This is a genomic window from Lentzea sp. NPDC020367 (assembly GCF_044387305.1).
GTDB lineage: Bacteria > Actinomycetota > Actinomycetes > Mycobacteriales > Pseudonocardiaceae > Lentzea.
The window spans coordinates 206,060-230,445 of record NZ_JBIRVV010000002.1 but is presented as its reverse complement, the minus strand read 5'-3'; the positions used below and the strand labels follow the sequence as shown (position 1 = coordinate 230,445).

Below are 24,386 nucleotides of genomic sequence, written 5' to 3'. Positions count from 1 at the left end.
AGACCCCCTGAATCCGACCTGGAGCTGATGTCCACGGACCGTACTCAGGGGGTCTGACAGTTTTTGTTGATCAGAGGAAATCGCTGGTCAGAGCTTCCACCAGAGGGCGGTGTCCGGCGGCAGGAGCAACAGCCCGTCGCGCACTCCGTAGTACGACGAAGCAAGCAGCACCGAGCCGGGATCCGGCAGTTCCACGACCGCCCCGGACAGGTTCACCGCGCAGGCGACCCCGTCCCGTTCGAACTGCAGCACGCCGTCCGGAGCGTCGGCCCAGGTGAGGCCGGCACCGAGCGCCGGGTTCTCGCGGCGCACGCGCAGAGCGTTGCGGTAGAAGGACAACATCGAGTCCTGGTCGCCCGCCTGCGCCTCCACGGACAGCTTCGCCCAGTCCGCCGGCTGCGGCAGCCACGACCCGCCGGTGCCGAACCCGAGCGACGGCCCGGAGGACGCCCACGGCAACGGCACGCGACACCCGTCACGACCGCGTTCGGTGTGACCGGACCGCTCCCACATCGGGTCCTGCAACACCTCGTCCGGCAGGTCCAGCACCTCGGGCAGACCCAGCTCCTCGCCCTGGTACAAGTACACCGATCCCGGCAACGCCAGCATCAACGCCAGCGCAGCGCGCGCACGGCGCACACCGGTCTCACCGCCGCCGTACCGCGTCACGTGCCGTTGCACGTCGTGGTTCGACAGCACCCAGGTAGTAGGCGCCCCAACAGGTTCGACGGCGGCCAGCGACGAGTCGATGACCGACCGCAACGCCTCGGACGTCCATTCCGCGGTCAGGTAGTGGAAGTTGAACGCCTGGTGCATCTCGTCGGCACGCAGGTACATGGCCGTACGCTCGGCAGAAGGCGTCCACGCCTCCGCCACGAGCACACGCTCGCCCTCGTACGAGTCGATGACCTCACGCCACTCGCGGTGGATCTCGTGTACGCCGTCCTGGTCGAAGAACGGCAACGGTTCCGTGCCCAGCAACTTGAACTGGTCCGCGTGCCCGATGTCCGGCAGCCCCGGCGCCTTGATCATCCCGTGCGCCACGTCCACCCGGAACCCGTCGACGCCCAGGTCCAGCCAGAACCGCAGCACGTCGCGGAACTCCGCACGCACCTCGGGCAGCTCCCAGTTCAGGTCCGGCTGCTCCGGCGCGAACAGGTGCAGGTACCAGGACCCGTCGGCCACCCGCGTCCACGCCGGCCCGCCGAAGACGGACTCCCAGTCGTTCGGCGGCTGGTCCCCGACGCCCTCGCGGAACATGTACCGCTCACGGCCACGTCCGGCCAGCGCCTCCTGGAACCACGCGTGCTGGTCGGAGCTGTGGTTCGGCACGATGTCGACGATCACCCGGATGCCGAGCGTGTGCGCGTCGTCCACCAACGCGCGCACGTCGTCCAGCCCGCCGAACTGCGGGTCGACCGCGCGGTAGTCCGCCACGTCGTAGCCGCCGTCGGCCATCGGCGACGCGTAGAACGGCGTGATCCAGACCGCGTCGACGCCCAGGTCGCGCAGGTAGGGCAGGCGTGAGCGGATGCCGGGCAGGTCACCGACGCCGTCGCCGTCCGAGTCGGCGAAGCTGCGCACGTAGACCTGGTAGATGACGGCGTGGCGCCACCAGTCCTGGGACATGTCCATGCCTTCCGATGGGGTGTGTCAGCGGTCCAGGAAAGACGTTGCAAAAGTTTTCCGCAAGTCGGCTTGAGGATTGCTAAACATGTTGCGCATGATCTGCAAACTTTTGCAGCCCGGAATATTGCGTTGCAAGCCCGCCACGCCATCCGTCAGAGTGGATCCCACCAGACCGGAGGAAGGAGCCAGCCGTGATGCAGCAACACATGAGCCATCAGCACGACTGGTGCTCCTCGGCATGAGCTGACCCTCATGTCTCCGGGGAGCCGTCCCGTCGCCGTCGCGACGAGGCGGCTTTTTTGATGCCCGTTGGTCCAATTGGCACGGACGCCGCGCTCTGGACGCGGAGATCGAGGTTCGAGTCCTCGACGGGCAGCTGTGACCGAAGCCGAAGCAGTCGAGGCGCCAGGTTGTGATCCTGGCCGAAGCCGGTGCGAGTCCGGTCGGTCACCCCAGCGCGCGGGATCCGGCGATCACCCAGGCCTCATAAGCCTGGGGTGCCTGGTTCGACACCAGGACGCGCGACCAGCAGGGCGAGGAAGGCGTCGTGCAGGACACCGTTGGTGGCCAGCACGACGTCCTCCTCGACCACCGTCACGCGGCCGCCCGCCTCCTCGACGAGCACCGGCAGGCACGCCAGGTCGAACTCGTCCAGACCGGCGCCCGCCGCGATCACCGCGTCCACCCGGCCGGTGATCAGGTCCAGCACCGACGTGGAACCGTCCACGACGACACAGTGCTCCAGCACTGGTTTCCTCTTGCCGTGCAGGCACACGCGCGCGCCGTCGACGGTGTCGCGTGAGGACACCCGAGCGATTTCTTCTTGCTTGCCCCGAAAGACCCGGCAGCCGATGCCCCGTCCTGCCGCCATCGTGATGCCCAGCGACGGCATCGCGGACACGGCCAGGGCGCCCTCCAGCGCCAGGTCCACCGAGTACGTCGGCCGTCCGGCCACGAAGTCGGCGGTGCCGCTGATCGGGTCGACCAGCCAGCGTCGCCCGGAGGTTCCCGCGCGCTCAGGACGTTCCTCGCCCATGACACCGTCGTCGGGCACCGCTTCCGCCAGCAGCCGGCGCACCAGGTCCTCGACCTTGAGATCGGCCGGGGTGACCTCGCTGCCGTCCTCCTTGAGCCGTACGCCGTGGTCGCCCGCGATGTACGCCCGTTCCGCGACTTCCGCTGCCTGGTAAGCGATCCGCAACGCGAGCCGCATGTCGTTCCACATGGTCGCGAAGCCTGACGCGAGTGCTGCGCAGGCGTAACTGATGTAGCGTTGTGCTACATGATCGAGTTCGTGCTCGGCGAGTCCGATCTGGTGGACGTGCGGTTCGCCGTCTCGCCGCTCAGCGAGCTCACGCTCAGCCTGCGCGTGCTGAAAGACCCGGCCAAGTACCCGTTGCACGTGCCGTGGGTGCGCCGGATCCGTGATGTCGACACGGAGGTGTTGCTGGCCCTGTCCAGCGACCGTGGCTGGACGCCGGACTTCCTGAGCCCTCGCCCGCTGACGCCGTTCACCAGGATCGAGGACGAGCTCGCGGCGCTGCGCGAGATCCCCGTCCGCACCCTGCGCCGCGACCTCCGCGCGGTGTTCGGAGATGTGCCGGACGTTCTGCGCGACCACGGCCGGATGCTCGGCGCGCTGGAGAACTACTGGCACGCGGCCCTGGCCCGCCAGTGGGACCGGATGCGCGCGGTGCTCGAAGCCGACATCGCGCATCGGGGCCGGGAGATGGCCCAGCACGGCCTGGCGGCGATGTTCGCGGGGATCTCGGACCGGATCACGTTCTCCCGTCCCGTGGTCGGGGTGCGGATCGCCGGTGCCGAACCGCGGCGGGTGGAGGCCGGGGGACAGGGGCTCACCCTGGTTCCGAGCGTGTTCGCACGGCGTACGGCGGTGCCCGTCGACCCCGGTGCGCCGCCGCTGCTGATCTACTCGGCTCGCGGCGCCGGCACGGTGTGGGAGACGGGGCTGGTCCGGGGGCCTGACGCGCTGGCCGGCGTCCTCGGGCAGGTGCGGGCGGATCTGCTGGCCGAGCTGGCGCAGCCGTGTTCGTCCACGGACATCGCACGACGCACGGGCGTCACGGCCTCGGCGGTGAACCAGCACCTGAGAGCGTTGCGCGACGCCGGTCTGCTGGCCTCGCAACGGCACGGGCGCAGCGTCGTCTACGCCCGCACGGAACTCGGCGACGCTCTGGTTTCCCACTCAGTGGAACAGGGAAGCGACGCCGCGAGTCCGTCGTTGCCCAGGACATGAGCTTCGCTGAGGACTGGCAGACCTGGAAGACGGAGCGCGAGACCAACCTGGCGGACCCGTACGGGTGGCTGGCGCTGGTTTCGCTCGATTGGCTGGAGACGGCCCCACGCACCTATGACGGCCTACCGGGCGAGTGGTGGCAAGACGACGACGCGGCCTACTGGCGCAACGACGGGGAGACCAAGCGGTTCGAACTCGTCCAGAGCGGCGGCGGTGAACGGGTCGTGGCGGGTGACGTCGAGATCGAGATCGCCCGGCGCGGCGGGTACCTGATCCGCGTGCACGATCCCAAGGCCCCGGTGCTGAACGACTTCAAGGGCGTGCCGTCGTACGAACCGCACGAGAAGTGGGTGCTGGAGGGCGAGTACGAACCGTTCGACGCGCCCGTTCCCACGACCGTCGGCGCGGTCGTCGAGGGCCTCAGCCACGTCTACGAGGCACCGGGCCGTGTGCGGTTCAACTTCAACGGCGCCGAGCACACACTCACGGCGTTCAACGGCCGCAACGGCGGACTGAGCATCCTGTTCACCGACGAGACCAGCGGCGTCACGACCTATGCGGCGAACCGGCAGATCGCCGCCACACCGCATGATGGCAAGGTCGTGCTCGACTTCAACCGCGCGACGAACCTGCCGTGCGCGTTCACCGACTTCGCCACCTGCCCGCTGCCGCCCGCGGGCAACCACCTGTCGTTCGGCGTGGAGGCGGGGGAGAAGACGCCGTACGAGCGGGGCTAGAAGAACTCGTCGAGAAGCCGGTACCAGGCGAGCATCTCCGGGCGGGGGGTGAGGCCGTAGGCGCGGTCGAACGCGGCTACGGCCTCTTCGCCCAGTTCCCGTTGTGCCAGCGCGATGTCGCGATGCCGGTCGGACACGCCCAGCCGTGCCACGTCGATCAGCACGGTCGAGCCGTCCGGGCGCAGCAACACGTTCGGCGGGCAGAAGTCCACGTGCGCCACGACGAGGTCCTCGGCCGGCGGAGCGGTGGCCACCAGCCGTCGCAGCAACTCCTCAGGTGTGACACCGAGGTTGTCGTCGTCGAAGTCGTCCGGGTCCACCAGTCCGGCCTCGACGTTGTGCCGAGCCCGTTCCAGCACAACGGGAATCGTGGCGTCGTAAGGACATGAGGCCACCGGCAACGCGTGCAGCGACCGCAGCACGGTGCCCATGACCGTTCCCGCGATCACGGGATCGGCCGAGGTCAGCGAGGGTGCGCCGACATCGGCCAGCACCAGCCAGTCCTCGGCGAACGCCCGGATCTCCGGCACCTCGAAGTGCCGGCCCAGCCACAGCAACCGGTCGTACTCGTCCACGCCCGAGCGCTTCACGTAGCTGGACCCGACCTGCCAGACGTCACCGGACAGGCCTTCGTGGTCGTCGGACCACACGGCGTCCGGGCCGACCGCGTGCAGGACATCCTCGGGGATCTTCACTCGCAGGCCGTGCCGTCCTTGTCGTTGTCCAGGCCGTAGATGTCCGTGCCGATGACCTGGATCGGGCCTCGCACGTACGCGGGGCCGTTCCCGGTACCGCCCGCGCAGTCCACATCGGACGCGATCGGCACGCAGCCACTGTAGTTCTTGTCGCACGCGGGTTGCGGCGCGGGCTGGGGCTGCGGCTGGGGATTCGGCTGCGGGTTGGGCTGTGGTTGCGGCTGGGGTTGCGGCTTCGGCTGCGCGACGGCCGCAGGAGCGGTGGTCGTCGTAGTCGTGGTGGTGGTTGTCGTGGTCGTAGTGGTGGTGCTGGTCGGCGGCGCAACGGTCGTGGTCGTCGTCGTTGTGGGCGCTGCCGTCGTCGTGAGGCTGGACGCGTTGCTCTTGGTCGCCGGATCACCACCGATGGCGGCCCCCACGATGCCGATCGCGAAGAAGAACGCGAGCAGGCTGGCCGCGCTGATGGCCACCGGCGCCACCCACGACTTGCGCGGCGCCACGACCGGAACCACCGCGCCACGGGGAATCTCACGCGGCATCCGCAGGAAGATCTGCAACAGCCCGTTGTCGCCGAGCTGGACGTACGCGGTGCATCCGGTTGCCCCGCCGCCGGACTCCACGTGCATCAGCACGGGCGCATACCGTTGCGACATCAGGAAGGTCAGCTCGCCCACGCGGTACCCGTCGAGGCGCACCTCGATCCCGCGCTGACCGCGGTGCCTCCCGGCGGCGATCATGCACCACGTCAGGTTCACGGCGACGTGCCGCGTCACGCCGCCCGGGACGGCGTAGCGGGAGAGCACGTCCTGGTGGCGCTGCTCGCCGGTGACGGTCACCGTCACCTCGCCGGGGACCATCACCAGACCGGCGGCCGAGTTCTCGATCACTGTCGCAACTCCCTCGGGTGGGTTCGTACGGCCAGACCATCGAAGGCCCACTCCAGGTGTTACTGACGGTGCCGCAAAGTTGTGCCGAACGGGTGAAAATTGGCCCGATTCGTCACGGACGGTCGATGATCACCGATGTAAAGCGTTTCCTCGCTGTCCGGCTGAGACACGGGACTCCCGAGAGAGCGTTTCCACGCTACGTTGAGCCAAAGGGCGCAACACCTTCACCCACAGGAGGGCGAATGGCGCTGGACACGCCGTGGCGGGCGTAGCGCGAACTGCGCGACGGATTCCCGCGAGCACACGGCGGGGCGAACTTCGTACGGTGTGCTCATGCTGCAACCGGACCGCGAGACCAGGGCCGAGTGGACGAAGTCCGTGACGGCCTTCGTCGAGGATTTCATCGAGGTACTGGAGGCCGCGCCCGCATCGTCGCCGGGCACGGCACTCCTGCCTCCTCCGCCGGCGGAGACCCCCGGCGAACTCGCTGACCTGCTCGCCCGGTTCGGCGACGCGGCCGGCCAGGCGGTGGAGACCGCGGGCCCGCGCTACCTCGCCTATTTCCCGGCGGGCGGCCTCTACAGCTCGGTGCTCGCCGAGTTCCTGGCCCAGGCCACCAACCGCTACACCGGCGTCGCCTCCACAGCACCCGCGCTGGTCGCGCTGGAACACAGCGTGATCCGCTGGCTGTGCACCGAGTTCGGCCTCCCGGAAGGCTCCGGCGGCATCTTCACCACCGGCGCGTCACTGGCCACTCTCTCGGCCGTGCACACGGCACGACAGGACCGCCTAGGCGCCCACGACCCCAACGGCACCATCTACGTAACGCCGCACACGCACCACTGCGTCGCGAAGGCCGCGCACATCACCGGCTTCCCGCCCGAACGAATCCGCGTCGTCCCCACCGATACCGCACTCCGAATGGACGTGGCGCAAGCACAAGCCATGATCGCCGACGACCGCGCGAACGGCCTGCGCCCGTTCCTGATCATCGGCACGGCGGGCGCGACCAGCACCGGCGTCGTCGACCCGCTCGACGACATCGCCGCGCTGGCCGAGCGGGAATCCCTGTGGTTCCACGTGGACGGCGCGTACGGCGGCGCGTTCCAGCTGACCGAACGCGGCCGCGCGATCTTGACCGGCGTCGACCGGGCGGACTCGATCGCGTGGGACCCGCACAAGAGCCTCTTCCTCCCGTACGGCACGGGCGTCCTGCTCGTGCGCTCAGAAGCCCGGCTCCGCGCCGCACACGTGGCGGACGGCGACTACCTGCAGGACCTCGACCACGGCACCGGCCTGCCCGACTACGCCGACCTCGGCCCCGAGCTCACCCGCGAGTTCCGCGGCCTGCGCGTCTGGCTGCCGCTGCACCTGCACGGCGTCGCGGCGTTCCGCGAGGCGCTCGACGAGAAGCACGACCTCGCCGACCACCTGCGCGCCGAACTCGCGAAGATCGACGGCGTCGAGGTGCTCCCGTCCGACCTCACCGTCGTCGTGTTCCGCAGCGCCGACAGCGAGCAACTCCTCAAGCGCCTCAACGAGTCCGGCAGGTTCTTCCTGTCCAGCACGAGGCTCGGCGGGAAGTTCACGCTGCGGATCTGCGTGCTCAGCCACCGCACTCACCGCGAGCACGTGGACGAGGTGATCGAACTGATCAGGCGCTGGACCGCTTGATCAGCGTGGTCGGCAGCAGCAGTGACGGCGGCAGCCCGTCCTCGCCCGCGAGCTCCGCGAGCAGCCGCCACGTCATGGTGCGGCCCAGCTCCTCGACGTCCTGCCGGATCGTCGTCAGCGGTGGCGTCGCGGTCGCGGCGAACACCGAGTCGTCGAACCCGACAACCGCGACGTCCTCAGGGACGCGCTTGCCCTGCGCGTGCAGCACCTGCAACGCGCCGAGGGCCATGATGTCCGCGGCGACGAACACCGCGTCGAGGTCGGGAGCCTTGCGCAGCAACGCTTCCATGGCCCGTGCGCCGCTCTCCGGCGTGAAGTCGCCGTGCGCGACCAGGTCGCTGGTGAGTTTGGCCTCGCTCAGGCCGCGCTTGAAGCCGCTGAGCCGGTCGGCGCCCACGGCCATGTCCTTCGGGCCGGCGACGGTACCGATCCGCTTGCGGCCCAACGACGCCAGGTAGCGCGCGGCTTCCAGGGCGCCGGTGAAGTTGTCGGCGTCCACGAACGGGACGGGGGTGCCGAGTGGACGGCCGCCGGAGACGACCGGCAGGCCGATCTCGGCCAGCATCGGCACCAGCGGGTCCTCGCCGTGCAGGCTGACCAGCAGCGCGCCGTCGACGTGGCCGCTGCTCAGGTACGTCACCAGGTCGCTGGTGTCGGAGGGCTGGCTCATCATCAGCAGCAACTGCATGTGGCGGCCGGCGAGTTCGGCGTGCACGCCCCGCAGGACACCCGCGAAGAACGGGTCGGACAGGACGCGGCCGGTCGGCTCCGAGACCACCAGGGCGATGGCGTTGGCCCGGTTGCCGGCGAGCGACCGCGCGGCCTGGTTGGGGGAGTAGCCCAACTCCGCGATGGCGGCGTGCACGGCCTCCCGGGCCTTGGCGCTGACGTACTGCTCGTCGTTGATCACGCGCGAGACGGTCGACTTGGACACTCCGGCCACCCGCGCGACTTCTTCGATCCGGGGGCCGGGACGTCGCTTCGCCGTCTCGGTCATGCGGTCATCCTAGGCTGCCTGGCCGGACCATGATCTGCTCAGGTCCATCTTCGTTCCCCCTCTTCACAGCGGCGTCGGCCAAGTTTCCAAGATCGTCCGCACAAATTCCGCACAGCACCGCCGAGTTCTGGCAGCATGCCCACCGAGGAGGGCTAGTGCGGTATCGGCTTCTTGGGCCGCTGCAGATTTGGCGTGGGGGCGTGGAACTGCGGCTGGGCGGGCCCCGGCAACGGGCACTGCTGGCAGCGTTGGCACTGCACGCCAACGAGACGGTCAGTTTTGAACATCTGAGCGAAGCGGTGTGGGAATCTCCACCCGCGGCTCCTGAATCGAACATCCGAACCTATGTCGCCGCCCTGCGCAAGCTCGTGCTGGACGACCTCGTCACCGTTCCCGGCGGATACCGGCTCAAGGTGCCGGACGGAGAGGTCGACGTCGCCGTCTTCGAACGGCTGTGCGCGGCGGGCGACGAGGCGTTGAAGCAGGGGGAGCACCGGACGGCGGTCTCCGAGTACGAACAGGCACTCGCGTTGTGGCGCGGCCCGTCGCTGGACGGCCTCACCGTGGGGCCCCGGCTCGAAGCCGAGCTCACGCTGTTGCAGGAACGGCGGCTCACAGTCGCCGAGCAGCACGCGCGGCTGTCGATCGAGCTGGGGCAGGGCGAGCGGCTGATCGCCGAACTGCGGCGGCTGACCAAGCAGTTCCCGCTCAGGGAACAGCTCTGGTTGCAGCTCATGCACGCGCTGCAGCGGGCCAACCGGCCTGCCGAGGCGTTGCAGGCGTTCGAGGACGTGCGGGTGCTGCTCGCCGCCGAACTGGGCGTCGATCCTGGCCACGACCTGCGGGAACTGCACGCGCGGCTGCTGCGCGGGGACGAGCCGCGGCCCGCCCTGAACACGCTGCCGCGCGACGTCGCCGACTTCACCGGCCGCGAGTCCGAGATGGAGCGACTGACCAGGGCCGTCACCGGCAAGTCCGCCGTCGTGATCTCCGCGATCGACGGCATGCCGGGCGTCGGCAAGACGACACTCGCCGTGCACCTGGCGCACCGTCTGGAGTATCCGGACGGTCAGTTGTTCATCGACCTGCACGCGCACACCGCGGGCCGTGCGCCCGTGGAACCGACAGACGCGCTCGACGTGCTGTTGCGCGCGCTCGGCCTGGAAGAGATCCCGGTCGGCCTCGACGAACGGGCCGCCATGTGGCGCGGCGAACTGTCGAAGCGCAGGTTGCTCGTCGTGCTCGACAACGCGGTGAGCGCCGAGCAGGTGCGGCCGCTGCTGCCGGGCGTGCCGGGCTCGTTGGTGCTGGTCACGTCCCGTGCGCGGCTGGTCGAGCTGGAAGGCACGTCGACGCTCACGCTGGACGTGCTGTCCGAGGCGGAGGCGCTGCAGCTGTTCGCCACGATCGTCGGCGACGAACGCGGCACCGACCCGGCGGCCCGCGAGGTCGTCGAGCTGTGCGGCAGGCTGCCGCTGGCCGTGCGACTGGCCGCCGGACGGCTCCGCAGCCGTCCGACCTGGAACACCGCCCACCTCGCGACGCGGCTGCGCGAGGGACGATTATCCGAGCTGGACGCGGTCTTCGCGTTGTCGTTCGGCCAGCTCCCCACCGGTCACCAGCGGCTCTTCTGCCTGCTGGGCCTGCACCACGGCACGGACTTCGACGTCGACCAGGCCGCGGCGCTGGGCGAGCTCGACCTGCTGGAGTGCGACGGGATGCTCGAGGATCTCGTCGACGTCCACCTCCTGGAGGCGACCACGCTCGGCCGGTACCGGATGCACGACCTGCTCCGGCAGTACGCGCAGTCCAAAGTGCACGCCACCCGTGAGCCGCTGACCAGGCTGCTGGACCACTTCCTGGACACGGCGAACCAGGCGACGAGGCTGATGTCGCCCGCCGCGCGCAAGTACGAGGTCGACATCACCTACCGGCCGGAGTCGCGGCTCGTGCTGCGCGACTACGACCACGCCGTCGAGTGGCTGGAGACCGAACGCCAGACGCTCGTCGCCGCCGTGGCGTTGTCGCTCGACGGTGACTGGCGCACGCACACATGGCAGCTCGCGCGCGCGTTGACGTTCTTCTGCATGGTGCGCGGCCACACGCGTGACTGGGCCACGATCAACGAACTGGCGTTGGAGGCGGCGAAGGACGAGCCGGTCGCCCTCGCGATCACGACCAAGAACTACGCGATGGTGTTCTGGCAGACCGCGCAGTACCCGAGGGCCATCCACTACAACGAGCGCGCGATCGAGATGCTCCGCGAGCTGGGCGACCTGCAGGGCGTGGCGGGCACGCTGAACAACCAGTCGCTGGTCTACCGGTCTCTCGGCCGCCACGCCGAGGCCGCTGACCTGCTCGAACAGGCCATCACGGTGGCGCGGCAGCTCGGCGACCGGCACCTCGAGTCGCAGGCGATGAGCAACGTCAGCAACATCTACAGCGCGCTCGGCCGGTACGACGAGGCGCTGCAGGCGTGCACGTCCGCGCTCGCGTTGATGCGCGAGATGGGCAGCCGCCGCGACGAGGCCGACACCCAGAGCGCGCTGGGCATGATCCTGCACGCCATGGGCCGGCACTCCGAAGCGCTGGAGGCGTTGGAGTCGGCGTTGGCGGCCGTGCGCGCGATCGGTGACGTCACAACGGAAACCGTGGTGCTCAACTACCTCGGTGAGGTGCTGACGGCGGCCGGACGTCCCGCTGACGCCTTGGCGCCGTTGCGTGAGGCGTTGGAACTGGCGGAACGGATCGACGACCGGCGTGAGGCCGCGAACGCGCACAAGCACCTCGCACGTGCGGTCGCGGATCCCGTCGAGGCGGCCCGGCACCAGCGGGAGGCGGACGAGAGGTTCGCCGCGCTAGGCACCGACTGAGCGCGGGCCCGGCCTCCCGCCGGGCAGCACCGCGCCGCGCGGCAACCCGTCCCGCAGCAACGGCAACAGCCGCGGATGCTTGCTCATGAGCACCGCGGCTGTGCCGTTGCGCTGCTGGATCCGGCGGCAGAAGTGGGGAGACAGCGCCACCCCCAGATAGGCCTCCGCGCGCGGTCCGTAGACGACCGCGGTCCCAAGCCCGCACCACGCGGCCGCGACCGCCTGGCCGTCCGTCCAGAGGTATCCCTCGACGTACACGCCGCCCTGGTGCCGGCCCGCCTCGCTGAAGGCGTCGCTGAACGTCACCTGGGGTTGCAGGCGCGTCCGGTCGTCGGCGGACCACCACCCGCCGACGTCGAGCACCAGCCCCTCGACGCTCGCGTGCGCCCACTCCGAGTCGTCGACGAGCGTGCGGAACGGCGCTTCGAGCTCCTGCAACGCCGCCGTGAGCTCCTCCACCCGTTCATGGTGCGGTGCTCACGCCGATCGCGCTGTCCGAAGTGGACTCTACGACTGGGCGATCGTGATGGTGACGCTCACCTGCACCGGCCCCGCCACCCCGGTGATGACCCCGTCCCCGGCCTTCGGACCCGCCTGCAGTCGCGCCCGGAACGTGAGCGTCTGGCCGGGCGCCAGCGGCTCCCCGCCCTCGCACGTCACGGTGCCCTTGCCGGCCGGGCAGCCCACGAATCCCACCGAGCTCTTGCCCGGCCCGACCGTCTTGACCTTGTCGGGCATGGTCAGCGTCAACGTTGGCAACGTCGTGGGGGACGTGCCGTTGTTGGTGATGCTGATGTTCATCTCGTTCGGCGGGCCGTCGGTGGTCATGGCGATCGTGCCGGGCCCGGACCCGGACAGCTTGGCCGACGAGGGGGCGATCGTGTTGTTGTCCGTGGGCTCTTCCGGTTCGGTGGCCTCGGTCGGGTCGGCGCCGGTGGTGGCACCGGCGGAACGGCGTGTCGTCGGGGTGCTGCCGGCGCTCTGCGTGGTGCCGGGCTGTTCGGTCTGCCCGGATTCCGCCGATGCGCTCGTGCTGGTCGTCGGAGCGGCGCCGAGGACCGTGGTGGGCGGGGTGCTGTCCGAGCTCACGACGCCGCTGGCGGTGACCACGACGACCGCGGCGGCCGAAGCGGCGACGCCCAGCCACGTGGAGGCGCTCAGGGTGACCACGGCGCCCTTGGTCGCGGTCGCGGCGGCGGCGAGGTACCCGGTGGTGCCCGTGCCGAGCACGATCGGGGCGACCAGTCCGCGCAACGCGCCGTTGACGTCGGACAGTTCTCGCGCGAGCTTGCGGCATTCCGCGCAGGTGTCCATGTGCTCGTCGAGGTGGACGGCGTCGCGGCCCTTGAGCCCGCCGCGGGTCCACGCACCGAGCTTCGTCACCGTGGAGCGGCACTTCTCCGCGGGCTCCTGGTTGACGTGCGCCTGCAGGAACGCCTTGCGCAGACCCTCGCGCGCACGGAACGCCATCGCGGACACGCCGTTCGCGGTCAAGCCGAGCAACGGCGCGATCTCACCGGGCGACTGACCCTCGATCGCCGTGTGCCACAGGACTGTCTGCCACCGCTCGGGCAGCGTCGCGAACGCCGTCGCCGCCATGGCCTGGTCGAGGTCCTCGATCGCCTTGTCGCGGAACGGCACGCTGGTCGCCTTCGTGGCGCCGGGAACCTCTTCGATGTCACCGGCCAGTTCGACCCGCTTTTCCTTGCGGGTGCGGTCATACGCCGCGTGCCGCACGGCCGTCAGCAGGTACGGCCGGAACGCGGCGCCGGGGCCGCCACCGCCGCGCAGCGCGGCGAGAACCTTCGCGAACGCTTCCGCCACAAGGTCATCGGCGTCCGAGGACGACGAGGACAGTTGCATCGCAAGGATGTTCGCCGAGCGCACGTGACGTTCGTAGAGCTTGCCGTACTCCTCGACCTGGCCATCTCTGACTGCATCGATGAGGTCGGCATCCGACGGCGGTCGTCCACGCTGCCCGATCAAAGAAAGCCGCCCTTAACGTGATGCCCTGTACTGATACGCGGACCCTATCGAGATGTCTCAACACGAACAATCCACGCATACGAAACTGATGCAATAAAAGAGGTTCCGGACCTGGGCGGGCTGGGTGAACACAGGTCAGAAGGCCCTAGCGGTGGCAACTTCGCTGTGAGGGCTCACCGCTTTGTTCGCGAAACTAATCGGTAGCGGGTGTCCATTTCCCTGACCAGTCGCAAAAGGAGCAGCTTTCGTTAGGGCAAATGCGCGCACACCCATGCGGATGATCTCGACTTGAGTAGCCGTACTCATGACAGTCCGGGTGTGACGCAGGAATCTCGGATCATGACGTCTTCCGCGCCCTCGCACACCCCGACGACCGCTGCCTTCTACGTGCAGGCGGTCCTCTCGTTCGGGCTCTCGCTGACCGCCGTCGGCATCGGAGTCGTGTTCCTGCCCGTCGACGGATGGGTCCGCGCGTTCCTGGGAATCGCGATGCTCTACACGGTCACCTCGGCGTTCACCCTGGCCAAGGTGCTCAGGGATCGGCAGGAGGACACCTACATCACCAGCAGAGTGGACAAGGCCCGGCTCGACAAGCTGCTGACCGAGCACGACCCCTTCAAGCTCGACGTGCCTTGAGAACGAAGACCGGTTGCCGCCCCCGTCGCGGCAACCGGTCCTCTCGGAAGGTGGCCGTCCCCCGGATCCCGTACCGGCCACCTGAACTGACCTCATTCTTTAGCCCGAACGGCGGTGGCGACAGCGACAACCCGCACAACCCACCGATACAGTCGGTGTAGGGGAGGGCTGTGTGGACGGGTCTTTCGGCGCGTTGCTGCGTCATCACCGGCTGGCTGCGGCGCTGACTCAGGAAGCGCTCGCCGAGCAGGCCGGAATCAGTGCTCAGGCCATCGGCGCGCTCGAACGCGGGGCTCGCCGGTACCCCCACCGCGAGACGGTCACGCGGCTGGCCAGAGCGTTGCGACTGAGTTCGGAGCAGCAGTCGGGCCTGGTCACCGCCGCGTCGCGCCCGTCCACGCCCCGGGCCGATCTTGAGCCGTCCGGTCAGGTGGTGGCCGCACAGCTGCCCGCGAGCGTGCAGGGCTTCACGGGTCGTGAGGGCGTTCTGCTCACGATGGACGCGTTGCTCGCGCACGAGTCGAACGCCGTGGTCGTGTCCGCGATCGCGGGCATGGCGGGCATCGGCAAGACGACGCTGGCCGTCCACTGGGCTCATCGCGCCCGGTCGCGGTTCCCGGACGGGCAGCTGTTCCTGAACCTGCGCGGGCACGGCGGCGGCGCCCCGGTGACGCCGCTCGAAGCGCTGACCCACCTGCTCGTCGGCCTCGGGCTGGAACGCGCCAAGGTCCCCGCCGACGCCGAGACCGCCGCCGCCACCTACCGGACGTTGCTGGCGGATCGGCGCGTGCTGGTCGTGCTGGACGACGCGGTCGACGCCCGCCAGGTCCGGCCGCTGCTGCCGGGCTCGCCGGGCTGCCTCGTCCTCGTCACCAGCCGGTACCGCCTGGACGGCCTGGTCGCGCGTGACGGCGCCCGGCGGATCCAGCTGGAGCAACTGGACCCGGACGCGGCGCGGGCCCTGCTCGTCCACGTGCTGGGGGAGCAGCGGGTCGCGGCCGAGCCCGGCGCTGTCACCGACCTGGTGGGCCTGTGCGCGGGGTTACCGCTGGCGTTGCGCATCGCCGCCGCCCACCTGCTCAGCGGCCGGACGATCGGCGGATACGTGGCCGCGTTGCGCTCCGGCGACCGGCTCGCCTCGCTGGCGGCGCCCGGCGACCCCGACACCGCGGTCGGCGCGGCGTTCGACCTGTCGTACGAGGCACTGGAACCCGCCGCGCGCAGGGTGTTCCGGCTGATGGGCCACATGCCGGGCCGGGACCTGACCGCGGACGCCATCGCGGCGCTGACCGCGCTCGACTCGGCGGAGACCGAGCGCTGCCTGCACCTGCTCACCGCCGCGCACCTGGTCGACGAGCACCGGCCCGGCCGGTACACGTTCCACGACCTGTTGCGCCTGCACGCGGCCCAACTCGCTGACACCGAACGAGAAGCCGCGGCCGAACGCCTGTGGGGCCACTTCGCGCTGACGTTGCTGAACGCCGGCGAACGGGTCGATCCGCGCACGTACCGGCACGTGCTGGCCGAGGACTACCGCCACACCACGTTCATCGACGACATCATCGCGAACACGTGGATCGACGTGGAGACCGAGAACCTCGTCGCCACCACGCACGCCGCCGCGAAGGAAGGCCACACCCGGCTCGCGGTGCAGTTGTTGATCGCATTGCACTCGCAGTTCGAACGCCACCGCATGGAGGTGGTCTGGCTCGACACCGGCACGGCGGTCCTGGAGGCCGCCCGGCGTAGCGGCGACCTGCTCGCCGAGGCGCACGCGTTGCGGATCATCGGCGACGCGCACTGGTGCGGCTGCGACTACGAGCAGTCGCTGACGTTCCTGCGCAAAGCCCTCAGCGCCGCAGAAGAGCTGGGACACAAGGAGTTCTACCGCGTCGTGCTCTGCGCGCTGGGCCGGACGTCGATCTCGATGGGCCGGCCGCGCGACTGCGCCACCTACTACCAGCGGGCGCGTGAGCTCTGGCGGCAGGACGGCCGGCCGACCGTCGGCTCGCTGGTCCTCGGCGACGCGTACTGGGAGCTCGGCGAACTGGACCAGGCCTACGCGCTGCACACCGAGGCCATCGAGGTCTCGCGCGACAAGGGGATCCGCTTCGGCGTGCTGCTCGGTGAGACGCACGCGGGCCGTTCCTGCCAGGCGCTCGGGCGGCTGGAACGGGCGATCGAGCACTACGAGGCCGGTCTGGCGTTGTGCCGCGAGTTCGCCGAACCGGCGGAGGAGGCCGGCAACCTCGCGAACCTCTCCGGCGCCTACCGCGACCTGGAGAAGTACGACCTCGCCCTGGACACGGCGCGGGAGGCGCTGGAGATCGCGACGCGCCTGGGTATGCGGCGCACCCAGATCAGCGCGTGGCACGTGCTCGGCAGCACCCACCTCCTGCTCGGCTACGACGACGCCGCCCGGACCGAACTGCGCACCGCGCTGGACCTGGCGCTCGCCACGTCCCACCAACGCGGCCGGTGCGACGCCCTGATCTCGTTGGCGGCACTGCATTTGAGGCACGAGGAACACGACTCCGCCCGCGCGTTGGCCCAGGAGGCGCTGGAGATCAGCCGGGGCACCGGGCATCGGCTGATCGAGGGGGAGAGCCTGCGCGTGCTCGCCGAAGCAGACCTCGCTCAAGGTCGGACGGACGCGCGGCGCCGCGCGGAGGAGGCGGCGGCGTTGCACGCGACGTCCGGCTATCGCCTTGGGGCGCAACGAGTCGCGGACCTCCTGAGCCGCATCAGGTGAGCAGCTGGTCGCGGCGCCGGGTCAGGTAGGCGACCTCCGCGGTGTTTCCCGCCAGCTCGATGGCCTTGTCGTAGGCGGCGCGCGAATCCTGGCTGCGGCCCAGGCGGCGCAACAGGTCCGCGCGGGTGACGTGGAAGGCGTGATAGCCGGACAGCCGGTCCTCCAGACGGTCGACGGCCGCCAGCGCCACCTCCGGGCCGTCGAGCTCGGCGACCGCGATGGCCCGGTTGAGGGCGACGACCGGCGAGGGATCGACGCGGACGAGCTGGTCGTAGAGGGCGAGGATCTGCGACCAGTCGGTGTCGCGCATGTCGCGGGCTGAGGTGTGCACGGCGTTGATCGCGGCGAGGATCTGGTAGCGACCAGGCGCCACCCCGGCGGCCAGCCGTTCTCGCACCAGCCGGTGGCCTTCGGCGATCAGTGTCGTGTCCCAGGCGCCGCGGTCCTGCTCGGTGAGGGCGACCAGTTCGCCGCCGGGGGAGACGCGGGCTGCCCGGCGTGCCTCCGTGAGCAGCATCAACGCCAGCAGCCCTGCCACCTCGCCGTCGTCCGGCAACAGGGCGCGGATCAGGCGGGTGAGCCGGATCGCCTCGGCGGTCAGGTCGTGCCGCAGGGGATCGGTGCCGGGACCGGTGGCCAGATAGCCCTCGTTGAACACGAGGAACAGCACGGTCAGCACCCCGGACACGCGGGCGGGGAGATCGTCGGCGGACGGCACGCGGTACGGGATGCGCGCGGCCTTGATCTTGGCCTTCGCGCGGGTGATCCGCTGCCCCACAGCGCTTTCGGCCACCAGGAGGGCGCGGGCGATCTCGGGCACGGTCAGCCCGCCGACCATGCGCAGCGTCAACGCCACGCGCGCCTCGGCCGCCAGCGCCGGGTGGCAGCAGGTGAAGATCAGCCGGAGCCGGTCGTCGTCGATGGCGCCGAGAGGCTCGTGCGGGGTGTCGTCGTGGATCATCCGAGCCTCCTCGTGCTTGTCGTCGCGCTTGCTCTCCCGGCGGATCCGGTCGATGGCCCGGCGGGTGGCGGTGGTGGTCAGCCAGGCGCCGGGGTTGGGCGGCACACCGTCGGCGGGCCAGCGCTCGACGGCGATCGCGAACGCCTCGGCCGCCGCCTCCTCCGCGATGTCGAGGTCACCGAAGCGCCTGGTCAGGGCGGCGGTCACCCGTGCCCACTCCTCGCGGTGGGCGCGGGTGACCGCCGCTGCGGCGTCGTTCACTGGAATGGCCGCACCTCGATCTTGCGATCGCAGACCCTCGAGGCCTCGGTGGCGAGCTTGAGCGCCACGTCCAGATCGGGGGCTTCCCAGACCCAGACGCCGGCGAGGTACTCCTTCGACTCCACGAACGGCCCGTCGCTGAACAGCGCCTCCGCGCCCCGGTTGTCGACGACCGTGGCCGAGTCGGTGTCCGCGAGCCCGCCCGCGAACACCCAGTGGCCGTCGGCGATCAGCCGTTCGTTGAACGCGCTGATGGCGGGCCCCCGGTCCGTGCTGCCCGGATTGCTCTTGTCGTCGATCACGGAAACCAGATACCGCATGGGAAGGTCCTCTCCTGGTGGGGTGCTTCAGTTCGGCCAGTACGAAGGACGCCCGGCGGTCCGGTAGACCTGGGTCGCGACGCCCTTCGAGTCCACTCGCGACTCGGCCAGGTCGAGCGCGAGGTCAGGGCCGTTCTCCGGGAACAGCCGCAAGCCCTGGCCGACCACCACCGGCACCACGATCAGCGTCATCTCGTCGACCAGGTCGTTCGCCAGCAGCCACCTGATCAGCGTGCCACTGCCGTGCACCTGCAGCTCGCCGCCGGGCTTGGCCTTCAGGTCCGCGACGGCGGCCGCGAGGTCACCGGACAGCACGGAGGTGCCCGCCCACGCCGGGTCGGCGAGCGTCGTCGACGCCACGTACTTGGGCTGCGCGTTCAACGCCCGCAGGACGGGCTCCGAGCCGGGGACGTCCGCCTCGGTCAGGGACCCCCAAGAGCCGGCGAACAGGTCGTAGGTGCGCCGGCCGAACAGGAACGCGTCGGCGCGCTGGTAGGTCTCGTTGATGAACGCCCTGGTCCCGTCGTCGCCCTTGCCGCGGGCCCAGCCGCCGCGCTCGAACCCGTTCCTGCGGTCCTCCTCCGACGCGCCGCCGTTGCCCTGCACCACTCCGTCGAGCGTGATCTGGGACATGGTGGTCAGCTTCATGATCGCGGTTCCTTCGCTTCGGTGCCGCTCTCTCGCGGCCTCACCTCAGCTACGAACGCCCCGTCCCGGATCCGACACCTTCTCCAGAACTTTTTTCGAAGGGGTCATTTCTCGACGTACGGCGGCGCCTCGCCCCAGCCCCACTTCGGCACGGGCGCCCCGTGGAAGGGCTTGGCGTCCGGCGCCGAGTTCTGCACCGCCAGCCGCGTGCCCCACTCCAGGTAGGACACGAACGCGGCACGGAACTCGGGGTCGTCCGGCAGCGCCACCTCGTCGGCCGCGTCCATGATGAGGTTCAGCCAGCGCCGGCGCTGCTCCTCGGTGATGGCCCGCCCGAGGTGCTTGGCCAGCATGAACTCGTAGCCGCCGCGCTCGGCGGTGTAGGCGGCGGGGCCGCCGAACACCTCGCCGAGCCACAACGCCACGTAACGGGCATGGCCGGGATCCATCCCGGCGAACACGGGCGCGAGCACGGCGTCGTCGGCGACGCGCCGGTAGAACGCCTCGGTCAGCTTCAACAGCGCCGCTGAGCCACCGGCCCAGGTGTACAGAGAAGGTGTTGACTGGTCGTTGATCACGACGCCCACTCCAGCACCAGGCGAAAAGCCCGGCAAGTACGCACCTTTTGGTGAGGAGCGCCCATGTACCACTGTCCGGTCGAGCTCGCCCTCGACGTCATCGGTGGCAAGTGGCGCGCGGTCGTCCTCGCCCACCTCAAGGAGGGCCCGCACCACTACGGCGAGCTGCGCCGCAAGGTGCCCGGCATCAGCGAGAAGATGTTCGTGCAGCGGCTCCGCGAGCTGCAGGAGGCGGGCCTCGTGGCACGGGTCGAGCGGCCTCCGCACGTCGAGTACTCGCTCACCGAGGAGGGCCGGTCGCTGGGACCGGCGCTTCAGGCGCTCTACGACTGGGGCGTGCTGCGCGCCGCCCGCACCGGTGTGGTCGTCGGGCAGTAGCGCGGCCTGACCAGCGCGCTCACGCGCTGCCAACGAACTGCCCGTGCACCGGCGGCAAGGCTGTGCCCGTCACACAGCCCTTGCCTCTTGGAGGACGGATGAGAATCGGGTTACGGAAGGCGTTGGCGCTCGCGATGACCGCGGCTGCGGCGTTGTTCCTGACGCCGGCCGCGGCGGTTGCGGTGGAGCAGCAGCAACCGGCGGTGCAGGGCATCAATCCGGGCACGTACCAGAACCTGATCAACAACTACCACCACAAGTGCCTCGCGGTGAACTCGGCGGACAACCGCAACGGCAAGCCGCTGATCCACTACGACTGCTACTCGTCGTTCACCGACCAGTACTGGCTCTTCGAACCCATCGCGGCCGCGCCGGGGTACTACCGGCTCCGCAACCAGAACACCGGCCGTTGCGTCGCGGCGGCCAACCCCAACAACGGCGCGAAGGTCGTGCAGTACGACTGCGTCGACGGCTACTACGACCAGTGGTGGTTGCCCGAGCTGATGCCGGACAACGTGCACCACCGGCTGCGCAACTACAAGAGCGGCCGTTGCCTCGCCGTTCCGTCGAACCAGGGGCAGAACGGTGGGAACGCCGTGAGCTACAACTGCATCCTCGGCTACAACGATCAGTGGTGGCAGATCTGGCCGTGACGTGACTTCCTCCCCGATTCCCCGGTATGCATGGAACATGGTGCTGGGGGCTCGGGGAGGGCACGCCGGATGACTGTGCGGTTCCGGCTGCTCGGCGACGTCGAGGCGCGGGTGCACGGTAGTCCGATCGCGATCGGCTACGCGCAGCTTCGTGCTGTGCTGGCAGTACTTCTGGTCGAGGCGAACCAGGTCGTGTCGGTCGACCAGTTGGTGGACCGGGTCTGGAGCGATCGGCCTCTGCCCCGCAAACCGCGTGCGGCCGTTCAGCACAGCATGACCATGCTGCGCGGTGTGTTGACGCCCGCGGGCGTGACGATCACCCGCCGATCGACCGGCTATCAGCTCACCGTGGATCCTGACAACGTTGACCTGCACCGGTTTCGTCGTCTTGTGGAAGGCGGCCGCGCCGCTGGTGACGACGGCCGGGCCGCCGCGTTGCTGGAGGAGGCGCTGAGGTTGTGGGGAGGAGAACCGTTCGCGGGGCTGGACACCGCCTGGCTCGACTCCCTGCGCGCCACGCTGATCCAGCACCGGCACGCCGTTCGGCTCGAGCTCGTCGACATCCAGCTCCGCCTCGGTCTGCACGCGGCACTGCTGCCCGACCTGTCGTCATGGGCGGCCGGCAACCCGTTGGACGAACGCCTGGCCGGCCAGCTCATGCTCGCGCTGTACAACTGCGGTCGCCCTGCCGACGCCCTGGAGCACTACCAGGAGGTGCGCAAGCGGTTGGCGGAGGAACTCGGCACCGATCCCAGCCCGCCGTTGCGGCAGTTGCACGAACGGATCCTCGCCACCGACCCCGCGCTGACGGCACTCGTCCGGCCGCACACAACCGTGGTGCCGCACCAGCTTCCGGCCCGGCCGCGCCGGTTCACCGGCCGCAGCGGCGAACTGGCCGACCTCGACGCCGCGCTCGGCGACGACGACGCCGTGGTGATCTCGGCCATCGGCGGGCTGGGCGGCATGGGCAAGACCTGGCTGGCGGCGCAGTGGGCGCACCAGCACCTCGACCGGTTCCCCGACGGCCAGCTGTACGTCAACCTGCGCGGCTTCGATCCCGGCGGGCAGCCGATGTCCGCGGCGACCGCGGTTCGCGGCTTCCTCGACGCCCTCGGTGTCGCCCCGTCCGCCGTTCCCGCCGACGCGGACGCGCAGGCCGGGCTGTACCGCAGCCTGGTCGCGGGCAGGAAGATGCTGGTGTTCCTGGACAACGCGGCCGACACCGCCCAGGTGGTGCCGCTGCTGCCCGGCGGCCCTGCCTGCGTCCTGGTCACCAGTCGCCGTCAGCTCACCGGTCTCGTCGCCGCGCACGGCGCGCGTGCGCTGAACCTGGACCGGCTGAGCGACGAGGAAGCACGCCGGCTGCTGGCGACGCACCTGGGTGAGGACCGGCTCGCCGCCGAACCCGTTGTGGCAGAAGCGCTCCTGGCCTGCTGCGCGGGCCTGCCGCTGGCGATCAGCATCGTGGCCGCCCGTGCCGGCACGCATCCCGGCTTCCCGTTGTCCGTGCTGGCGGACGAGCTGCGCGAGCAGAACGACCTGCTGGACGCCCTGGACGCCGGTGAGGACCTGGTGAGTCTCCGAGCCGTGTTCTCCTGGTCCTGCAACGCTTTGCCCACCGAGGCGGCCACCGTGTTCGGCGCCCTCGGTCTCGCACCCGGCACGGACATCGGCCTGCCCGCCGCCGCGAGCCTCACCGCGCTGCCCGTCGCCCGAGTCCGCGCCTGTCTGCGGCAACTGGAGCAGGCGAACCTGGTCGGTCAGCACGCCCCCGGCCGCTACCGGATGCACGACCTCGTCCGGTTGTACGCGAGCGAACGCGCCCACCACGACCCCGCCGCGCTGCGAAGGGTGGTCGACTTCTACGTGCACACCGCGTTCGCCGCCGAGCGGGTGCTGGATCCGCTCGGCGAACCACTCGCGATCGGGGTGCCCGCACCGGGGTGCGTCCTGCTCGGGTTCGAGAACGAGACGGCGGCGACCGAGTGGTTGACCGCCGAGTTCCCGAACCTGCTGGCAGTGCAGGAACTCGCCGCCGGGCAAGGCCTGCACGACCAGGTGTGGCACCTGGGCTGGACCTTGAACACGTACTTCCGAAGACGGGGCGACTACCACGACGCCGTCGTCGTGTGGCGGGCCGGCGTGGCCGCCGCGGACCACACCGGCGACAGGGCCGCCCAGGCTCAAGCCAGAAGACACCTCGGCGACGCGTGCAGCGGTCTGGGCCGGCAGTCAGAAGCCCTGCGGCACCTGGGCGACGCGCTCCGGATCAGCGAGCAGGCGGGCGACCTCCCCGGCCAGGCCCACGCCCACCACCTCATCGCCTCCATCTGGGAGGACCTGGACGACGACCGGCGAGCGCTGGACCACGCGACCCCCGCGCTGCGCCTGTTCCAGGACCTCGGCATGACGGTCTGGGAGGCCTGGGGATACACCCAGGTGGGCTGGCACCAGGCCCGGCTGGGGCTCTACGACCAGGCCCGCGCCCACTGCGAGGCCGCACTGGTCATGGCTCGCCGGCACGGCGAACGCGAGCTGGAAGCGACCACAGTGGACAGTCTCGGCTACATCGCCCACCACACCGGCCACCACGCCGAGGCGCTCGACCTCTACGAGTTGGCGCTGGGCCTGCTCCGCGACCTCGGGTACGACCACCACGAGGTCGCGACGCTGGAACGCGTCGGCCACACCCATCACGCGCTCGGTCACCACGACAGGGCCGCGGCGGCGTGGCGGCAGGCCCTCGACCTGTGCGAGGCACAACATCGAGCCGAGGACGCCGGCCGCATCCGGCGGTTGCTGGCGCGCGGCTGACCTCACCGAGCGGAGGTGCGCTGCTTCCGCCGGGCCGCCGGGGCATCGGACGGCTCCGGTTCGTGCTCCGGGCAGTCCGTGCGCAGGTCCGTGAGCGGCAACGGGGTGCGCAGCAGGTGGCAGTGGTGGGGCACGGCCGGGTCGGGGTGTTCGTCGCGGCCGAAGAAGCGGCACGTCGTGCACATGCGCGTCACGCTCACCACGCCCGCGCGTTGCAGGTCCGCGATCACCCGCAGGAGGGTGTGCAACGTGGTGGCGCGGTCGGCCTCGGGAACTCCGGCGAGGGCGTCCGTCAGCGGATCGTCCCAAGAGGACAGACCACGGGCCACCTCCTGGCCGGTGCCGGTCAGCGCCAGCGATCGGCGGCGGCCGTCCGCGCCGGGCGAGCGCGTCACGAGTTCCTTGCGCTCCAACGCGGTCACGGCGTCGGACATGGTCGGCGTGGTGACGTCGAACTCGGCGGCGAGCGCGGCCACCTCACGGCGGGTCTGCGGGTGCTGGGCCAGCGCCAGCACGGCTTGCTGCTGCAGCGGCGACAGGCCGTGCTCGCGTGCCGTGCGCTGCGCGAGTGACCGCATGCCGTGCCCGAGCCGCTCGAGCGCGTCGGCCAGCCGCCGGTCGAGCCCGGCCGTGCCGTCGGTGTCAGTCAT

21 protein-coding genes and 3 tRNA genes are annotated in these 24,386 nt (G+C 70.2%); 12 read left to right on the top strand and 12 right to left on the bottom strand.

The window, feature by feature from the left end; all coding sequences use genetic code 11:
- Window positions 1–87: 87 nt before the first annotated feature.
- Window positions 88–1,629, bottom strand: a complete 1,542-nt coding sequence (locus ACH413_RS08175; protein ID WP_360033843.1) for a glycoside hydrolase family 13 protein — start codon at window positions 1,627–1,629, stop codon at window positions 88–90.
- A 303-nt stretch (window positions 1,630–1,932) separates the two neighbouring features.
- Between ACH413_RS08175 and ACH413_RS08170 the strand changes: the two genes are divergently transcribed.
- The 3 genes from ACH413_RS08170 to ACH413_RS08160 all read left to right on the top strand — a co-directional run bounded on the left by ACH413_RS08170 (window position 1,933) and on the right by ACH413_RS08160 (window position 2,157).
- Window positions 1,933–2,005, top strand: a tRNA-Gln gene (locus ACH413_RS08170).
- A gap of 2 nt (window positions 2,006–2,007) precedes the next feature.
- Window positions 2,008–2,084 (top strand) — tRNA-His (locus ACH413_RS08165).
- Window position 2,085: 1 nt separating this feature from the next.
- Window positions 2,086–2,157: transfer RNA gene (locus tag ACH413_RS08160), tRNA-Ile, on the top strand.
- On the opposite strand, the gene ACH413_RS08155 is transcribed toward ACH413_RS08160, so the two are convergent.
- Window positions 2,114–2,842 carry an inositol monophosphatase family protein gene (locus ACH413_RS08155; protein ID WP_396424966.1) on the bottom strand — a complete coding sequence of 243 codons (729 nt, stop codon included), beginning with the start codon at window positions 2,840–2,842 and terminating at the stop codon, window positions 2,114–2,116. The two genes, ACH413_RS08160 and ACH413_RS08155, sit on opposite strands and share 44 nt — an antisense overlap.
- Before the next feature lie 69 nt (window positions 2,843–2,911).
- On the opposite strand from ACH413_RS08155, the gene ACH413_RS08150 reads away from it, so the two are divergent.
- Window positions 2,912–3,886 carry a DUF5937 family protein gene (locus ACH413_RS08150; protein ID WP_360033367.1) on the top strand — a complete coding sequence of 325 codons (975 nt, stop codon included), beginning with the start codon at window positions 2,912–2,914 and terminating at the stop codon, window positions 3,884–3,886.
- On the top strand, window positions 3,883–4,623 hold the full coding sequence (locus ACH413_RS08145; RefSeq protein WP_360033370.1) for a DUF1684 domain-containing protein: 741 nt from the start codon (window positions 3,883–3,885) through the stop codon (window positions 4,621–4,623). Before ACH413_RS08150 ends, ACH413_RS08145 begins: the two co-directional genes overlap by 4 nt.
- Here ACH413_RS08145 and ACH413_RS08140 read toward each other — a convergent pair.
- Together ACH413_RS08140 and ACH413_RS08135 are read right to left on the bottom strand one after the other, a co-directional pair.
- Complete coding sequence (locus tag ACH413_RS08140; RefSeq protein WP_360033373.1) at window positions 4,620–5,318, bottom strand: aminoglycoside 3'-phosphotransferase; 699 nt, start codon at window positions 5,316–5,318, stop codon at window positions 4,620–4,622. The genes ACH413_RS08145 and ACH413_RS08140 overlap by 4 nt on opposite strands.
- Window positions 5,315–6,205, bottom strand: a complete 891-nt coding sequence (locus ACH413_RS08135) for a hypothetical protein (protein ID WP_360033376.1) — start codon at window positions 6,203–6,205, stop codon at window positions 5,315–5,317. Before ACH413_RS08135 ends, ACH413_RS08140 begins: the two co-directional genes overlap by 4 nt.
- Before the next feature lie 333 nt (window positions 6,206–6,538).
- Between ACH413_RS08135 and ACH413_RS08130 the strand changes: the two genes are divergently transcribed.
- Window positions 6,539–7,879, top strand: coding sequence for an aminotransferase class V-fold PLP-dependent enzyme (locus ACH413_RS08130; RefSeq protein ID WP_360033379.1), 1,341 nt, complete (start codon window positions 6,539–6,541; stop codon window positions 7,877–7,879).
- On the opposite strand, the gene ACH413_RS08125 is transcribed toward ACH413_RS08130, so the two are convergent.
- Window positions 7,860–8,876, bottom strand: coding sequence for a LacI family DNA-binding transcriptional regulator (locus tag ACH413_RS08125; protein ID WP_360033382.1), 1,017 nt, complete (start codon window positions 8,874–8,876; stop codon window positions 7,860–7,862). The genes ACH413_RS08130 and ACH413_RS08125 overlap by 20 nt on opposite strands.
- Before the next feature lie 200 nt (window positions 8,877–9,076).
- On the opposite strand from ACH413_RS08125, the gene ACH413_RS08120 reads away from it, so the two are divergent.
- The gene (locus ACH413_RS08120) at window positions 9,077–11,749 is read left to right on the top strand and encodes a BTAD domain-containing putative transcriptional regulator (protein ID WP_360033385.1); all 2,673 of its coding nucleotides are present in this window, start codon (window positions 9,077–9,079) and stop codon (window positions 11,747–11,749) included.
- Here the strand turns inward: ACH413_RS08120 and ACH413_RS08115 are convergent.
- Window positions 11,735–12,208, bottom strand: a complete 474-nt coding sequence (locus tag ACH413_RS08115; protein ID WP_360033388.1) for a hypothetical protein — start codon at window positions 12,206–12,208, stop codon at window positions 11,735–11,737. The genes ACH413_RS08120 and ACH413_RS08115 overlap by 15 nt on opposite strands.
- Window positions 12,209–12,256: 48 nt before the next feature.
- Window positions 12,257–13,735, bottom strand: a complete 1,479-nt coding sequence (locus ACH413_RS08110; RefSeq protein ID WP_360033390.1) for a sigma-70 family RNA polymerase sigma factor — start codon at window positions 13,733–13,735, stop codon at window positions 12,257–12,259.
- A gap of 339 nt (window positions 13,736–14,074) precedes the next feature.
- Between ACH413_RS08110 and ACH413_RS08105 the strand changes: the two genes are divergently transcribed.
- A complete protein-coding gene (locus ACH413_RS08105; protein WP_360033393.1) occupies window positions 14,075–14,371 on the top strand; it encodes a YiaA/YiaB family inner membrane protein in 297 nt (98 codons plus the stop codon).
- A 172-nt stretch (window positions 14,372–14,543) separates the two neighbouring features.
- Window positions 14,544–17,123 carry a tetratricopeptide repeat protein gene (locus tag ACH413_RS08100; RefSeq protein ID WP_360033396.1) on the top strand — a complete coding sequence of 860 codons (2,580 nt, stop codon included), beginning with the start codon at window positions 14,544–14,546 and terminating at the stop codon, window positions 17,121–17,123.
- Here the strand turns inward: ACH413_RS08100 and ACH413_RS08095 are convergent.
- From ACH413_RS08095 to ACH413_RS08080, 4 genes are all read right to left on the bottom strand, one after another.
- Complete coding sequence (locus ACH413_RS08095) at window positions 17,116–18,345, bottom strand: sigma-70 family RNA polymerase sigma factor (RefSeq protein ID WP_360033398.1); 1,230 nt, start codon at window positions 18,343–18,345, stop codon at window positions 17,116–17,118. The genes ACH413_RS08100 and ACH413_RS08095 overlap by 8 nt on opposite strands.
- Window positions 18,342–18,665 carry a YciI family protein gene (locus tag ACH413_RS08090; RefSeq protein ID WP_360033401.1) on the bottom strand — a complete coding sequence of 108 codons (324 nt, stop codon included), beginning with the start codon at window positions 18,663–18,665 and terminating at the stop codon, window positions 18,342–18,344. The genes ACH413_RS08095 and ACH413_RS08090 overlap by 4 nt, the downstream gene beginning before the upstream one ends.
- A gap of 27 nt (window positions 18,666–18,692) precedes the next feature.
- Window positions 18,693–19,313: a dihydrofolate reductase family protein gene (locus ACH413_RS08085; RefSeq protein WP_360033404.1), complete on the bottom strand. Its 621-nt coding sequence runs from the start codon at window positions 19,311–19,313 to the stop codon at window positions 18,693–18,695.
- A gap of 104 nt (window positions 19,314–19,417) precedes the next feature.
- Entirely contained in the window at window positions 19,418–19,891 is a 474-nt protein-coding gene (locus ACH413_RS08080) for a group II truncated hemoglobin (protein ID WP_360033407.1), read from the bottom strand.
- Window positions 19,892–19,954: 63 nt separating this feature from the next.
- Here ACH413_RS08080 and ACH413_RS08075 point away from each other — a divergent pair, with 63 nt between their 5' ends.
- The 3 genes from ACH413_RS08075 to ACH413_RS08065 all read left to right on the top strand — a co-directional run bounded on the left by ACH413_RS08075 (window position 19,955) and on the right by ACH413_RS08065 (window position 23,736).
- Window positions 19,955–20,269, top strand: a complete 315-nt coding sequence (locus ACH413_RS08075; RefSeq protein WP_360033410.1) for a helix-turn-helix domain-containing protein — start codon at window positions 19,955–19,957, stop codon at window positions 20,267–20,269.
- Window positions 20,270–20,367: 98 nt separating this feature from the next.
- Complete coding sequence (locus ACH413_RS08070) at window positions 20,368–20,922, top strand: RICIN domain-containing protein (RefSeq protein WP_360033413.1); 555 nt, start codon at window positions 20,368–20,370, stop codon at window positions 20,920–20,922.
- Between the two features lie 69 nt (window positions 20,923–20,991).
- Window positions 20,992–23,736, top strand: a complete 2,745-nt coding sequence (locus ACH413_RS08065) for a BTAD domain-containing putative transcriptional regulator (protein WP_360033416.1) — start codon at window positions 20,992–20,994, stop codon at window positions 23,734–23,736.
- Window positions 23,737–23,738: 2 nt separating this feature from the next.
- Here ACH413_RS08065 and ACH413_RS08060 read toward each other — a convergent pair whose 3' ends face one another.
- Window positions 23,739–24,386, bottom strand: coding sequence for a MarR family winged helix-turn-helix transcriptional regulator (locus ACH413_RS08060; RefSeq protein WP_360033419.1), 648 nt, complete (start codon window positions 24,384–24,386; stop codon window positions 23,739–23,741).

Coding starts and splice junctions, on each gene's coding strand:
- ACH413_RS08175 (WP_360033843.1), bottom strand. CDS start 1,629: ATGTCCCAGGACTGGTGGCGCCACGCCGTCATCTACCAGGTCTACGTG.
- ACH413_RS08155 (WP_396424966.1), bottom strand. CDS start 2,842: ATGCGGCTCGCGTTGCGGATCGCTTACCAGGCAGCGGAAGTCGCGGAA.
- ACH413_RS08150 (WP_360033367.1), top strand. CDS start 2,912: ATGATCGAGTTCGTGCTCGGCGAGTCCGATCTGGTGGACGTGCGGTTC.
- ACH413_RS08145 (WP_360033370.1), top strand. CDS start 3,883: ATGAGCTTCGCTGAGGACTGGCAGACCTGGAAGACGGAGCGCGAGACC.
- ACH413_RS08130 (WP_360033379.1), top strand. CDS start 6,539: ATGCTGCAACCGGACCGCGAGACCAGGGCCGAGTGGACGAAGTCCGTG.
- ACH413_RS08125 (WP_360033382.1), bottom strand. CDS start 8,876: ATGACCGAGACGGCGAAGCGACGTCCCGGCCCCCGGATCGAAGAAGTC.
- ACH413_RS08105 (WP_360033393.1), top strand. CDS start 14,075: ATGACGTCTTCCGCGCCCTCGCACACCCCGACGACCGCTGCCTTCTAC.
- ACH413_RS08090 (WP_360033401.1), bottom strand. CDS start 18,665: ATGCGGTATCTGGTTTCCGTGATCGACGACAAGAGCAATCCGGGCAGC.
- ACH413_RS08085 (WP_360033404.1), bottom strand. CDS start 19,313: ATGAAGCTGACCACCATGTCCCAGATCACGCTCGACGGAGTGGTGCAG.
- ACH413_RS08075 (WP_360033410.1), top strand. CDS start 19,955: ATGTACCACTGTCCGGTCGAGCTCGCCCTCGACGTCATCGGTGGCAAG.
- ACH413_RS08070 (WP_360033413.1), top strand. CDS start 20,368: ATGAGAATCGGGTTACGGAAGGCGTTGGCGCTCGCGATGACCGCGGCT.
- ACH413_RS08065 (WP_360033416.1), top strand. CDS start 20,992: ATGACTGTGCGGTTCCGGCTGCTCGGCGACGTCGAGGCGCGGGTGCAC.
- ACH413_RS08060 (WP_360033419.1), bottom strand. CDS start 24,386: ATGACTGACACCGACGGCACGGCCGGGCTCGACCGGCGGCTGGCCGAC.